The 12397-nt window shown below is 73.5% G+C and carries 14 protein-coding genes and 1 tRNA gene; 6 read left to right on the forward strand and 9 right to left on the reverse strand.

The window, feature by feature from the left end:
• Positions 1–18 precede the first annotated feature (18 nt).
• Positions 19–816 (reverse strand): transglutaminase-like domain-containing protein, encoded by a 798-nt coding sequence (locus DS079_RS05790; protein ID WP_029360764.1) that lies wholly within the window; start codon positions 814–816, stop codon positions 19–21.
• A 215-nt stretch (positions 817–1031) separates the two neighbouring features.
• On the opposite strand from DS079_RS05790, the gene DS079_RS05795 reads away from it, so the two are divergent.
• Genes DS079_RS05795 through DS079_RS05805 form a run of 3 tightly spaced genes read left to right on the forward strand, consistent with a single transcriptional unit; the run spans position 1032 to position 3882 of the window.
• A complete protein-coding gene (locus tag DS079_RS05795; RefSeq protein WP_126985632.1) occupies positions 1032–2177 on the forward strand; it encodes a Gfo/Idh/MocA family protein in 1146 nt (381 codons plus the stop codon).
• Between the two features lie 44 nt (positions 2178–2221).
• On the forward strand, positions 2222–3223 hold the full coding sequence (locus tag DS079_RS05800) for a sugar phosphate isomerase/epimerase family protein (protein WP_126985634.1): 1002 nt from the start codon (positions 2222–2224) through the stop codon (positions 3221–3223).
• Positions 3220–3882 (forward strand): TIGR03085 family metal-binding protein, encoded by a 663-nt coding sequence (locus DS079_RS05805; RefSeq protein ID WP_126985636.1) that lies wholly within the window; start codon positions 3220–3222, stop codon positions 3880–3882. Before DS079_RS05800 ends, DS079_RS05805 begins: the two co-directional genes overlap by 4 nt.
• Positions 3883–3925: 43 nt before the next feature.
• Here the strand turns inward: DS079_RS05805 and DS079_RS05810 are convergent, their stop codons facing one another.
• Positions 3926–4945 (reverse strand): methyltransferase, encoded by a 1020-nt coding sequence (locus tag DS079_RS05810; protein ID WP_126985638.1) that lies wholly within the window; start codon positions 4943–4945, stop codon positions 3926–3928.
• Between the two features lie 93 nt (positions 4946–5038).
• On the opposite strand from DS079_RS05810, the gene DS079_RS05815 reads away from it, so the two are divergent.
• The gene (locus DS079_RS05815) at positions 5039–5830 is read left to right on the forward strand and encodes a ParA family protein (RefSeq protein WP_010551525.1); all 792 of its coding nucleotides are present in this window, start codon (positions 5039–5041) and stop codon (positions 5828–5830) included.
• A gap of 211 nt (positions 5831–6041) precedes the next feature.
• Here the strand turns inward: DS079_RS05815 and DS079_RS05820 are convergent, their stop codons facing one another.
• From DS079_RS05820 to DS079_RS05845, 6 genes are all read right to left on the reverse strand, one after another.
• Positions 6042–6626, reverse strand: a complete 585-nt coding sequence (locus tag DS079_RS05820; RefSeq protein WP_010551524.1) for a MerR family transcriptional regulator — start codon at positions 6624–6626, stop codon at positions 6042–6044.
• 143 nt (positions 6627–6769) lie between these two features.
• Positions 6770–7414, reverse strand: a complete 645-nt coding sequence (gene ftsR, locus DS079_RS05825; protein ID WP_241237565.1) for a transcriptional regulator FtsR — start codon at positions 7412–7414, stop codon at positions 6770–6772.
• A gap of 52 nt (positions 7415–7466) precedes the next feature.
• Positions 7467–7910 carry an FHA domain-containing protein gene (locus tag DS079_RS05830; RefSeq protein ID WP_126985642.1) on the reverse strand — a complete coding sequence of 148 codons (444 nt, stop codon included), beginning with the start codon at positions 7908–7910 and terminating at the stop codon, positions 7467–7469.
• Positions 7911–8035: 125 nt separating this feature from the next.
• Positions 8036–8788, reverse strand: a complete 753-nt coding sequence (locus DS079_RS05835; protein ID WP_010551521.1) for a DUF881 domain-containing protein — start codon at positions 8786–8788, stop codon at positions 8036–8038.
• Complete coding sequence (locus DS079_RS05840) at positions 8785–9117, reverse strand: small basic family protein (RefSeq protein WP_010551520.1); 333 nt, start codon at positions 9115–9117, stop codon at positions 8785–8787. The genes DS079_RS05835 and DS079_RS05840 overlap by 4 nt, the downstream gene beginning before the upstream one ends.
• Positions 9114–10073 (reverse strand): DUF881 domain-containing protein, encoded by a 960-nt coding sequence (locus tag DS079_RS05845; protein ID WP_126985644.1) that lies wholly within the window; start codon positions 10071–10073, stop codon positions 9114–9116. Before DS079_RS05845 ends, DS079_RS05840 begins: the two co-directional genes overlap by 4 nt.
• A 181-nt stretch (positions 10074–10254) precedes the next feature.
• Between DS079_RS05845 and DS079_RS05850 the strand changes: the two genes are divergently transcribed.
• Positions 10255–10328, forward strand: a tRNA-Pro gene (locus tag DS079_RS05850).
• Positions 10329–10412: 84 nt separating this feature from the next.
• Here the strand turns inward: DS079_RS05850 and DS079_RS05855 are convergent.
• A complete protein-coding gene (locus DS079_RS05855; protein ID WP_126985646.1) occupies positions 10413–11366 on the reverse strand; it encodes a DMT family transporter in 954 nt (317 codons plus the stop codon).
• A 111-nt stretch (positions 11367–11477) separates the two neighbouring features.
• Between DS079_RS05855 and DS079_RS05860 the strand changes: the two genes are divergently transcribed.
• Entirely contained in the window at positions 11478–12353 is an 876-nt protein-coding gene (locus DS079_RS05860) for a formyltetrahydrofolate deformylase (protein WP_126985648.1), read from the forward strand.
• Positions 12354–12397 lie beyond the last annotated feature (44 nt).

The raw sequence follows: 12397 nt of genomic DNA on the forward strand, positions 1-12397 counted from the left end.
CGGCGGCAGGCGCAGCGCTCAGCGCAGCGCTCGCCGCTCCCCCGGCCGCTCCCGCGGCAGCTCCGGATCGACCACGGCGGTGACCTGGATGCCGGTGAGCGCTACGTCCCCGGCGAGGGTGGTCATGAAGGCCGTGTCCGCGGCGTCCTGACCGGTGGCGATGCGCACCATGGAGGCGCGCGGCGCGAGATGCGTCGCGTCGACCACCAGCCACTCCCCCTCGACCAGCGCCTCGACCACGAGGTGGAAGTCCATCGGGCTCAGACCCGGCGCGTACACCGAGGCGCAGCGCGCCGGGATGCCCGCCGCGCGCAGCAGCGTCGCGGTGAGATGGGCGAAGTCCCGGCACACTCCGCGCCGGGCGACGAAGGTGCTGCGGGCCGAGTCGGTGATCGTGCTCGATCCGGGCACGTAGTCCAGGTGGCCGTGCACCCAGTCCACGACCGCGTCGAGGGCCTCGATCCCCTCGCGCTCCCCCACGATCTCCTGGGCGCTGCGGGTGAACTCGTCGACCTCGCAGTAGCGGGAGGGGCGCAGGTGCAGCACCGAGTCCGCCTCGAGCACCCGCGGCGCGGGCGCCTCGCCGATGCCGCGCGCGTCGTAGACGATCTCCACCTCCCCGCCGGGCAGGCCGTGCAGGAGGTGGAGGCGGCTGCCGAAGCGGTCCCGGGTCTCCGTCACCGGATGCTCGGCCCCGCCCGCGCGCACGCTCAGCGTCTCCTCCGCCACCGGGGCGTCCGAGACCGCGACCAGCAGAGCGACGTCCGTCCCCTCCTGGACCTCGGCCCTCATCCATGCGCGCACATGACGTTCCATCCCCCCAGTCTCCGGCATCGGCGGATGCCCGGCGGGCGGCCGGCGCCTTTGCCCGGATGTGATCAGCGACATAGGGTGGTCACCGGTGCGTCATCGGTGCCCGAGCGCCGTACGCCCGGGGCGAGGTCGACCCGGGCCCGCGGCCCCGCCGAGCACGCCGCGCACTCGCGGGCTGCTGCCCGCCCGTCCACGACCCGTCGTCCGAAGGAGCCCCTGTGCCCGAGTCCCCCGCCCGTCCGCTCGGCGTCGCCCTGATCGGCTACGCCTTCATGGGCCGCGCCCACTCCCAGGCCTGGCGCACCGTCGGCGCCGCCTTCGACGTGCCGCCGATCGCACGCCGCGTGATCGTGGGCCGGGACGAGCAGGCCGTCGCGGAGGCGGCCCGCCGCCTGGACTGGGAGGAGCACGCCACCGACTGGCGCGAGGCGATCACGAGGGACGACGTCGACATCGTCGACATCTGCACCCCCGGCTTCCTCCACGCCGAGATCGCGATCACAGCGCTCGAGGCCGGCAAGCACGTGCTGTGCGAGAAGCCGCTCGCGAACGACCCGGCCGAGGCGGAGCGCATGGTCGAGGCCGCCCGCGCCGCGCGCGAGCGGGGCCAGGTCGCCGCCCTCGGCCACACCTACCGGCGCGTGCCCGCCCTCGCCCACGCCCGCGACCTCGTCGCCGCCGGCCGGCTCGGCCAGATCCGCCAGATCCGCGCCTCCTACCTGCAGGACTGGCTCGTGGACGCCGAGGCCGGGATGACCTGGCGGCTGCGCGAGGAGACCGCGGGCTCCGGCGCGCTCGGCGACATCGGCTCCCATGCGATCGACCAGATCCAGTACGTCACCGGGCAGCAGGTCACCGCGGTGCGGGGCCGGCTCGCGACGATGGTCCCCGAGCGTCCGGGCCCCGACGGGCCCGAGCCCGTCACCGTCGACGACGCCGCCTGGGCCACCCTCGAGCTCGACGGCGGGGCGATCGCGTCCGTGGAGGCCAGCCGCATGGCCACCGGTGCGAAGAACGAGCTGTCCGTGGAGGTGTACGGCACGAAGGGCGCGCTGCGCTTCGACCTCGAGCGCCTGGACGAGCTGTGGTTCCTCGACGCCACCGCACCGGTCGCCGAGCAGGGCTTCACCCGGGTGCTCGTCACCGAGCCCGAGCACCCCTATCTCGAGGGCTGGTGGCCGCAGGGCCACATCCTGGGCTGGGAGAACGCCTTCACGAACCAGGCCCGCGACCTGCTGCGGGCCGTCCGGGACCGCGACCCCGCCGCCTACTCCCCCGACTTCGAGGACGGGCTCACCCTCCAGCGGATCCTCGACGCCGTCATCGCCTCCCACCGGGCCGACGGCGCGACCGTCCGCCTCTGACCCCACGCACGCCACCCTCACCGACGAGAAGGAGCCACGCCGCCATGGCGCACCCCCACACCCTGTTCACCGGCCAGTGGGCCGATCTCACCCTCGAGCAGGTCGCGGAGCTCGCGGCCGGCTGGGGCTACGACGGCCTCGAGATCGCCGTCTCCGGCGAGCACCTCGACGCGAGCCGCTGGGACGACGAGGCCTACATCGCCGAGCGGCTCGGCATCCTGGAGAAGCACGGGCTGAAGGTCTGGACGATCTCCAACCACCTCAAGGGCCAGGCGATCTGCGACGACCCGATCGACTTCCGCCACCAGGCGATCGTCGGCCCCGCCGTGTGGGGCGACGGCGATCCGGAGGGCGTGCGGCAGCGCGCCGCCGAGGACATGAAGAACACCGCCCGCCTCGCGCAGAAGCTCGGCGTGGACACGGTCGTGGGCTTCACCGGCTCGAAGATCTGGAAGTACGTGGCGATGTTCCCGCCCGTCGGCCAGGACGTCATCGACGAGGGCTACCAGGACTTCGCCGACCGCTGGAACCCGATCCTCGACGTCTTCGAGGAGTGCGGCGTGCGCTTCGCGCACGAGGTCCATCCCTCCGAGATCGCCTACGACTACTGGACCACGAAGCGCACCCTCGAGGCGATCGGGCACCGGGAGTCCTTCGGCCTGAACTGGGACCCCTCCCACTTCATGTGGCAGGAGATCGACCCGGTCTCCTTCATCACCGACTTCGCCGACCGGATCTACCACGTGGACTGCAAGGACATCCGGGTGCGCACCACCGGGCGCAACACCCGTCTCGGCTCGCACCTGCCGTGGGGCGATCCGCGGCGCGGCTGGGACTTCGTCTCCTTCGGCCGCGGGGACGTGCCGTGGGACGCAGCGTTCCGGGCGCTGCGCTCGATCGGCTACGAGGGCCCGATCTCCATCGAGTGGGAGGACGCCGGGATGGACCGCCTGCACGGCGCGAAGGAGGCACTCGAGCTGCTGCGCAGCCTGGACTACCCCGTCTCGGAGCAGTCCTTCGACGCGGCCTTCAGCAACCAGGCATGAGCCGCGTGCGCAGAGCCGGGGACCGCGCCGGAGGCGGCCGCGAGTGCGATGAGCGCGAGGCCCTCGCGGCGAGCTTCGCCGCGCTCGGCCCCGAGGCGCCGACGATCCTGCCCGGCTGGGACGCGGAGGACCTCCTGGAGCATCTCGTGCTGCGGGAGTCCGCGCCGCACCTGATCGTCGGGCCGCGCCTGCCCGGGTCGCTCGGCCGACGAGCCCGCGAGGCGCGGGAGAGCCGGCGGGATCGCCCGTGGACGGAACGGGTCGAGGACTTCCGGATGGGCCCCGGCCCGCTCTCCTTCGCCGGACGGATGGACCGGCTGAGCGGCCAGGCCGAGCTGCTGATCCATCACGAGGACCTGCGCCGGGGCCGGTGCGGCTGGCAGCCGCGCCGACCGGACGCGGAGCGGGACCGGGCGGCGTGGCGGGCGGTCGGTCTCATGGCGCCGCTGGCGATGCGGATCCCGGCCGACGTCACGCTCGTCTCCCCGCGGGGCGGGCGGCGGCTGCGCTCCCGCGGCGCCGAGGGGAGCCTGCGCGTGCACGGCGAGCCGCTCGAGCTGCTGCTGTGGGTGACGGGCCGCGATGAGGTGGCGCGGGTGCGGATCCACGGGGACTCCGGCGGCAGGCGGGCGCTGGCGGCGGGGCGCCGCGGGCTCTGAGCCCGCCGGCCCCCGCTCGGGTCGTGCTGCGGCGGGGGCCTGCTCAGCGCTCGAGCAGGAACAGGCGCGGGTGGTGTCCCTTCTGGAAGAAGCGGTGCTCCCCGGCCCGGCGCCAGCCCGCGGCGCGCTGCTCGAGGACGCGCTGCATGCGGGTGATCTCGTGGGTCAGCACGCCCAGGCGCGCCCCGGGTGCGGCGAGCTCGGCGGCGCGCTCGAGCAGCGCCGCGAGGAGGTCCTCGTTGCTCTCGTGCTCGCCGTGGAGGGTGCCCCAGGGAGGGTTGGTGACCAGGCGGGTGAAGCCTCCCTCGAGCTCCGCGGTCAGCACGTCGCCCTCGACCCAGTCGATGCGGCCTCTGCGCCGGGCCGCGCGCTGGTGCCGGCGCGCCGCGTCCAGCGCCGCGGGATCGAGGTCCACGCCCACGGCGCGGGCCGGTGCCGCCCGGTGCAGCTGCTCGACGAGGAAGGTGCCCGAGCCGCAGGTCATGTCCAGGAGGGAATCCTCCGCGCCGACGTCCAGGAGGTCCAGGACGGTCGCGGCGATGGTGGCGTTGACGGCGCCGGGGTAGTCGACCTCGCGCCATGCCCGGGTCGCCAGCGGGCGCGGCGTGGTGCGCAGCAGCACCTGCCAGGTCCCGGGCGAGGCGCCGCGGCGCACCCGGGCGACGAGGTCCCCGTCGGCGTCGTCGATCGGGAGATCGGCGAGCTCGGCGAGGGCGGTGGCCAGGCGTCGCATCTCCGGCGTCCCGGCGCCCGCCGCCTCCAGGCGCAGCCCGTGGAACACCTGGCGGGGGCGCTGCCGGCGCAGGTCCTCGAGCAGCTCGGCGAGGCGCTGCTGCACGGAGGTCTCCAGCAGCTCCCGGGGGCGGCGCGCGGGGACCGTGAGCGAGGTCGAGGCGGCGACGACGCGGCGCAGGGAGCGGGCGGCGTCGAGATCGTCGGTGCGCAGCATCAGCTCCGTCGCGGAGACGGTGCGCACGGCACCGAGCTCGCGGGCCTCGGCGAGGGCGCTGGCGGCGCATCCCTCGAGCACCTCGAGCACGAGGTCGTGGGTCAGCTGCGTCATCGGGGTCCCTCCAGGGGCGGGGTGCGGGTGGCCACGGCAGGTTACCGCTCGTCGCGGCACCGAGGTGCCCGCCCGGGTCGGTAGACTGCGGGGGTGTTCATCGTGAGTGTGTGTTCCCTGAAGGGCGGCGTCGGCAAGACGTCCGTGACCCTGGGCCTGGCCTCTGCCGCCCTGCACCAGGGGGTGAACGCGCTCGTCATCGATCTCGACCCCCAGGGCGACTCGACGCTGGGCCTGCTCGGGGAGCCGGCCTCCACGCTCGATATCGCCGAGGTGCTCTCCTCCCCGCGCACGGAGACGATCGATCGCGCGATCATCCCCACGCCGTGGTCGAAGGACGCCGCCTCCCACCTCGACATCATCCCGGGCACCAGCCGCTCCGCGGTGATGGACTCCCCCGCGCTGAACCAGAAGGACGTGGGGCGGCTGCACCAGGCGCTGGACAAGCGCACCCACCAGTACGACCTGGTCATCATCGACTGCCCGCCCTCCCTCAACGGGCTCACGCAGATGGCGCTGGCCGCCTCGGACCGCTCCCTCGTGGTGGCCGAGCCGGGCTTCTTCGCGGTCACCGCCGCGGACCGCGCGCTCAAGCTCGCCGCCGAGATGCACGAGGAGGGCATCGCCCCGCGGCTGCAGCCTCTGGGGCTCGTGGTGAACCGCTACCGTCCGCGCTCCGTGGAGCACCAGTACCGCCTGGCCGAGCTGCGCGACCTCTTCGGCGACTCGGTCCTGGACCCGGTCATCGAGGAGCGGGTGGGCCTGCAGCAGGCGCAGGGCGGCGCGGTCCCGCTGCACCGCTATGAGGGCGCCTCCGGCGCGCGCCTCACCGAGGACTTCGACGCGCTGCTGCGCACCGTGATGGACTCGCGCCAGAACTCCTGAGCGCTCCTCCCCCGCGCGGGCCCCGGTTCTGCGCGGGACCGCGCGGCCGCGGAGCTCGTCGCCCGCGCCGGGCTCCCCGGGCCCCGTGAGCTCGGCGTCGCGCAACCCCAGCACGATCACCGCACGAGTGACACGATCACCGCACGAGAGAACGGCGGGCCCCCTTCCCCGAGGGTCCCGCCGTTCTCGTCGGTGGTGGTGCGGGCGGCGCTCAGCCGGCCTGGCGGGAGCGGCGACGCGCCGCGAGCTCGTCCTGGAGGGCGAGCGCCGCGTCGTCGGCCGGGTCGACGCCGGGCAGCACGGCGAGATCGTTCTCGACCTCGCGCCACACGCGGCCGACGGCGATGCCGAACACGCCCTGGCCGCCCTGGACCAGGTCGAAGACGTCCTCGGCGGAGGTGCACTCGTAGACGGAGGCGCCGTCGCTCATCAGGGTGATGCCGGCGAGGTCGTCGATGCCGCGCTCACGAAGAGCTGCGACGGCGATGCGGATCTGCTGGAGGGAGACGCCCGTGTCGAGGAGGCGCTTGACGACTTTGAGCACGAGGATGTCGCGGAAGCCGTAGAGGCGCTGGCTGCCGGAGCCGTGGGCCGCGCGCACGCCGGGCTCGACCAGGCCGGTGCGGGCCCAGTAGTCCAGCTGGCGATAGGTGATGCCGGCGGCCTTGCACGCGGCAGGGCCGCGATAGCCGAGCTCGCCAGGGGTGTCCACCACGTCGTCGAAGAGCACGCCCTGGGCGGGCTCCGCGGGGACGGTGGACTGCTCAGTGCGATCATCGCCTCGGGTGGCGTTCACGTCTACCTCCGGGTTCCGGCTCTCAGAGGGGGAAGGATGAGAGCGCCCGCCCAGAGTAGCGCGAAGTGCCCCCTCTCCGGTACCAACGCGCCGCGCGAAGGTCACGGAGAGGTGACGAGTGAGGTGCCAGGAACCCGGTGCGCTCAGACCTCCCGCAGCTTCGTGCGCAGCATCGCGCCGTGCAGGGTGATCATCGACTCGCCGAGGTCGCGGGCGAAGTCCTCCGCCTCGCCGCGCGCCGCGGCGTCCCCCGCCCGGGAGCGGGGCCGGGCCACGGAGCGGATCATGTGCGCCTCCCGCTCGGCGGCGGTACGCAGCATCACCAGATGGCGCGGGTGCAGGCCCTCGTCGGCGAGGTCGCGGGCGGCGGTGACGATCTCGAGCTCGGTGGTGCCGTAGAAGAGCACGTCGTCCGTCAGGAAGCCGTACTGCTCCAGCTCGGCGAGGAAGTCCTCCTCCACCCCCGCCTCACGGGCGAGGCCGCGCCGGTCCAGCCGCACCGGCTGGAGGGTGGAGCTGGGGCCGGGCCGGGAGGCGATCGAGGTGACCTCGGAGTCGACACCGTGCTCGAGCAGATGCTCCTTGATGACCTTCAGCGGCCAGAACCGGTCCCGCTGCGCGCGCAGCACGAACCGCAGTCGGTCCACGTCCTCGCGGCTGTACTTGCGATAGCCGGCGGGGGTGCGTGCGGGCGCGAGGAGGCCCTCGGACTCCAGGTAGTGGAGCTTGGAGTGGGCGAGGTCGGGGAACTCGTCCCGCAGCATCTCGAGCACCTGGCCGATGCTCATGCGTGCGGCGGCGGTGGAGCCCGGCCTGCGCGAGGCGGCGGCCGGCATCGGGTCAGACCGCCCCGGGGAACGGGTGGTACGTCAGGCGGTACTTGCCGATCTGCACGTCCTGGCCGGCGTGGAGGCGCGCCTCGTCGACGCGTTCCTTGCCCACGTAGGTGCCGTTGAGCGAGCCGAGGTCGCGCACCAGGAAGCCGTCTCCGTCACGCACGAAGGCAGCATGCTTGCGGGAGACCGTGACGTCGTCGAGGAAGATCTCGCTCTTGGGGTGGCGCCCCGCGACCGTGGTCTCGGAGTCCAGCAGGAAGCGGGCGCCGAGGTTCGGGCCCTTCCGCACGATCAGCAGCGCACTGCGCGGGGGGAGGTTCTCGATCGCCCGACGATCCTGCGAGGACAGGCCGGGCTCGGCGTCCTCGAGGGGGTCGCTGGGCGAGATCGCGCTCAGCTTCGACGTGTGGTCGAGATTGGCGTCGTTCCACTCGGTGTTCCCTGACACCTCACACCCCTTCCTGGCCTGCTGCGACCGTGCGTCGTGGCGGTGCAGGCCGCCGCTGATCCATTCTCGCACGCCCATGGCGCCCACCGGGGGTTCCTTCCCTCCAGCACGTCAGGATTTGACGATCACTTGACCACCCGGGAGTGCTCGGGGGCGCTGAGGTCCACGGTCGCCTCGATCCGGACCTCGTCCTCGGCGGCCGCGGAGAGCGTCCCGCCGTCGCCCGAGACCGAGTCGGCCGCGCCGCCGGGGATCCGCAGCGCGGGCTCCATCACGGCGGGATCGCCGATCGCCTTCAGCGTGTAGGGCGCACGGATCGCCCGGCCGTCCACGAGCAGACCCCCGTCGGGCGCGGTGGTGATCGAGGTGGAGGCGACCACGCGCACGTCGCCTATCTGCACCACCTCGGCGCCGGCGTTGCGCAGCTCCTGCAGCACGCCCAGCAGGGTCGAGGCGCGCACGCCCTGCTCCGGGTCCGCGATCGAGACGACGATCCCGCGCCCCTGGGCGGGGGCGGTGCCGGCGAGGATCTCGAGGTCGGCGAGCCGCTGCTCGGCAGCGTCCTGCGCGGCGACGTCGCCCTCGCGTCCCGAGCGGAGGGTCTCCAGGGTGCGCTCGAGCTCGGCGTTCTCGAGCTCGAGGTCCGAGGCGTGGCGACCGGACTCGTCCAGCAGGCGCACCAGCTCCTGCTGCGTGGCCCCTTCGAGGGACTCGTCGTTGCGACCCATCTGCGCGGCGATCGACACGCCGAGCAGGAGGCACAGCAGACCCACGATCACCTGGGCGACGGTCGCCTGAGGGCGGAGGGTGTCCTTCAGCCGGTGCCACACGATCCGCTGCTGGTCCCGGCTGGACGGGGTGCGGGTGCCGTCGCTCATGACCGGAACAGGAGCCGACGGATCGCGGCCGCGTTGGAGAAGATCCGGATGCCGAGCACGACGATCACGGCGGTGGAGAGCTGGGAGCCGACGCCGAGCTGGTCCCCGAGGAACACCAGGAACGCGGCGATCAGCACGTTGAAAAGGAACGAGGTGATGAACACGTGGGCGTCGAAGGCGCCGTCGAGGCTCGCGCGCAGACCGCCCGCGAGGGTGTCCAGCGCCGCGACCACGGCGATCGGGAGATAGGGCTGGAGGCCGGCGGGGACGTCGGGCTGGACGACGACGCCCAGCACGATGCCCACCACCAGGCCGAGGATGGCGATCACGGGGTGTCCTCCTGGTCCTCGCCGCCCTCGGCGGCGCTGTCGGGGGTCGGGTCGCGGAGGTCCGCGGGCGCGGACCCGGCGGGGTCCTCGAGCACGGAGGCCTCGCGCAGGGTGCCCTGGGCGCGGGCGGGCGTGGAGAGATCCTCCCCCGCCGTCCAGGTCAGGCCGATGCCGTAGCGGGTCGAGATCTCGGAGAGGTACTCGCCCGCCTCCGCCTCCTCGACCCCGGCGCGCAGCTGCTCGGGATCGCCGAGCGCGGTGATCTCGTAGGGCGGGGAGAGCGGGCGGAAGTCGACGAGCACCGCGGAGCCGGCGGTGCGGATCGCGGTGGTCTCGGTGACGCGCTGGCCGTTGACGGAGATCGCCTCGGCACCGGCGGCCCAGAGGCCGTTCACGGCGATCTGCAGGTCGCCGTCGGCCACCCGGTTCACGGCGCCCGGACCCGCGCCGGGGCGGGAGGGCAGCGGAGCGGAGTCGTCGAGGGTCAGCTGCACGCCCGGGCCGGTCAGCGACACGCCGTAGCCCGCGCGCTCGTACTCGCCGATCCGCTCCGCGGAGCTGCCGTCGGCGGTGTCGAGGACCTCCTCCTGGGCCTCGAGGATCTCCTGCTCGAGGAGGGTGCGACGATCCTCGAGCAGGTCGGTCTCGGCGCGCACCTCGAGCACCTCCTCCTCGAGAAGCGCGCGGGGGCTGTCGGCGCCGGCGGCCTCCTGCCGCAGGTCGACCACGGAGACGGCGACCGCGAAGCCGAGCAGCACGGCCAGCAGCAGGGTGACGGCGCGCATCCGACGATTGTCGGGCGGCGTGGCCGACTCCAGCGGATGCTCGTCCTCCCGCAGAGGGTCGACCGAGTAGGGATCCGCGGTGAGCGCGCGCAGGAGGGAGGTCGGCGAGTACGGGGTCTCGCCATGGGGAGTCGCGTGCTCCTCCCCCCGTCGCATCCGTCGCTCAGCCATGCCTGGAGTGTAGGAGCTGGGCGGGGCCGATGCGCCCGACGACCACCGCCCGGCGTGCCTATCCCATGGACGCCGCGGATCCGCGCTCCGCCACGGGTGCCGCAGGTCACGCCCCTCTCGATTCGCCCCAGCGCTCGGAGCGGGGTACTGTATTCCTCGGTCCTCCGGTGACGGAGGGTCTCGGGCTGTGGCGCAGCTTGGTAGCGCACTTGACTGGGGGTCAAGGGGTCGCAGGTTCAAATCCTGTCAGCCCGACCGAGAGAGGCCGCTGACCAGTGGGAACACCGGTCGGCGGCCTTCGTCATGTCCGGCCCCCGCCCGACCCCGCGGCGCCGGGGCTCACGGGGCGGCCGCGACATCGGGCACCGCCAGCGGTTCGACCTCCCGTCCCGAGGGCGCGAGGGCGAGGATCAGCAGCGAGAGGCCGATCCCGGCGATCCCGAGCCAGCCGAGCAGCGGCAGCCTCTCCCCGACGACGAGCACGGCCAGCACGGCCGCGACCGCCGGCTCGGCGAGGGTGAGGGTCGTCGCCGTGCTCGCGGAGATCCGGGTCAGGCCGAGGCCGAACAGCACGTAGCCGAGGAACATCGGCACGAGCGCCATGTAGGCGCCGACGGCGAACGCCTGCGGGGAGGCGAGCAGCGGGGCGCCGGTGAGCGCGAGCACGGGCAGGAGCGCCAGTCCGCCGAGCCCGAACACGGAGCCCATCGCCGCGGCGCGACCGACACCTCGGCCCATCAGGCGGTGCGCGCTCCGGGAGTAGAGCGCGTAGGTCGCTCCGGCGACCAGGCCGAGCCCCACGCCCGCCGTCGTGCCGGCCGTGTCGGCGGCGGCGTCGTGCATCGTCGCGGCGCACAGCACGGCGCTGCCCGCGATGCCCAGGCCCGCCGCGAGCATCCACCAGGCGCCGAGCCGGCGTCCCTCGAGGATCCGCTCCAGGAGGCCCGAGGCGAGCGGCGCCGATCCGAGGGAGACGACCGTGCCGACGGCGACGCCGGCCAGGTGCATCGAGCTGTAGAACGCCGGCGGGTAGATCAGCACGCCCAGTGCTCCGGCGACCACCGTGCCCCGGTGGGAGGCCAGGGCGGTGCGCTCGCGGCGCAGCGAGGGAAGGGCGATCAGCGCCTGCAGGATCCCGCCGATGCCCAGCGCCGCGGCGCCGATGGCGAGCGGTCCGACGTCCGGGGCGAAGGTGGCCGCGGTGCCGGTGGTGCCCCACAGCACGGAGGTGACGAGGACGGCGAGGACCCCGACCAGGGGACCTCGATCCAGCCGCCCGCCTGCTGCTGCCATGCTCGCCCGTCCCCTCCTCGTCGGTGCGCTGACCAGCCTATCCACCCGGTGCCGCTCGCCGTGGCGGACCCGTGCGCCGCACTCCCCGCAGCGCTCTCCTACACTCGGGCCATGACCTCAGCGCATCACTCCCCCTCCCCTGCCCGCCGCTACGTGATGACCTTCGCGTGCGAGGACCGCCCCGGCATCGTGCACGCGATCACCGGAGCGATCGTCGAGGCCGGCGGCAACATCGTCGAGAGCCGCCAGTTCGAGAGCGGCGACTCCCACCGCTTCTACATGCGCGTCGAGATCCTCACAGACGCGTCCCTGGACGAGGTGCGCGCCGCGCTCGCCGCACCGATCGAGAGCTTCGGGATCGAGGCGGAGATCGACGAGGTGGGCCGCCCGGTGCGCACCCTCGTGCTCACCTCGAAGTCGACCCACTGCCTGAACGACCTGCTGTTCCAGACCTCGATCGGGAACCTCCCGATCGAGGTGCCGCTGGTGATCGCGAACCACGACACCCCGGCCCGGTACGCCGAGTTCCACGGGGTCCCCTTCGAGCACCGTCCGGTGACCTCCGCCGAGGAGAAGGCGGCCTTCGAGGACCGGGTGCGCGAGGCGGTCGTCGAGCACGACATCGAGCTCGTGGTCCTGGCCCGCTACATGCAGATCCTCTCCCCCGAGTTGAGCGCCGAGCTCTCCGGACGCTGCATCAACATCCACCACTCCTTCCTGCCCGGGTTCAAGGGCGCGAACCCGTACCGCCAGGCCCACGCCCGCGGCGTGAAGCAGATCGGGGCGACCGCCCACTTCGTCACCGACGATCTCGACGAGGGCCCGATCATCGAGCAGGAGGTCATCCGCGTGGACCACACCCGCTCCCCGCAGGAGCTCATGGCGATCGGTCAGGACACCGAGGTGCGCACCCTGCGCGAGGCCGTGGGCCTGTTCGCGCAGCGCCGGGTCCTGCTGGACGGCTCGCGCACCATCGTCTTCCGCTGAGCGGCTCGGCACCGATCCCTGCCGCGCCGCAGGGCACGACGGGA

It is taken from the genome of Brachybacterium paraconglomeratum, from assembly GCF_003994255.1.
Lineage (GTDB): Bacteria > Actinomycetota > Actinomycetes > Actinomycetales > Dermabacteraceae > Brachybacterium > Brachybacterium conglomeratum.

Coding starts and splice junctions, on each gene's coding strand:
- DS079_RS05860 (WP_126985648.1), top strand. CDS start 11,478: ATGACCTCAGCGCATCACTCCCCCTCCCCTGCCCGCCGCTACGTGATG.
- DS079_RS05805 (WP_126985636.1), top strand. CDS start 3,220: ATGAGCCGCGTGCGCAGAGCCGGGGACCGCGCCGGAGGCGGCCGCGAG.
- DS079_RS05845 (WP_126985644.1), bottom strand. CDS start 10,073: ATGGCTGAGCGACGGATGCGACGGGGGGAGGAGCACGCGACTCCCCAT.
- DS079_RS05800 (WP_126985634.1), top strand. CDS start 2,222: ATGGCGCACCCCCACACCCTGTTCACCGGCCAGTGGGCCGATCTCACC.
- DS079_RS05810 (WP_126985638.1), bottom strand. CDS start 4,945: ATGACGCAGCTGACCCACGACCTCGTGCTCGAGGTGCTCGAGGGATGC.
- DS079_RS05835 (WP_010551521.1), bottom strand. CDS start 8,788: ATGAGCGACGGCACCCGCACCCCGTCCAGCCGGGACCAGCAGCGGATC.
- ftsR (WP_241237565.1), bottom strand. CDS start 7,414: ATGAGCATCGGCCAGGTGCTCGAGATGCTGCGGGACGAGTTCCCCGAC.
- DS079_RS05790 (WP_029360764.1), bottom strand. CDS start 816: ATGGAACGTCATGTGCGCGCATGGATGAGGGCCGAGGTCCAGGAGGGG.
- DS079_RS05855 (WP_126985646.1), bottom strand. CDS start 11,366: ATGGCAGCAGCAGGCGGGCGGCTGGATCGAGGTCCCCTGGTCGGGGTC.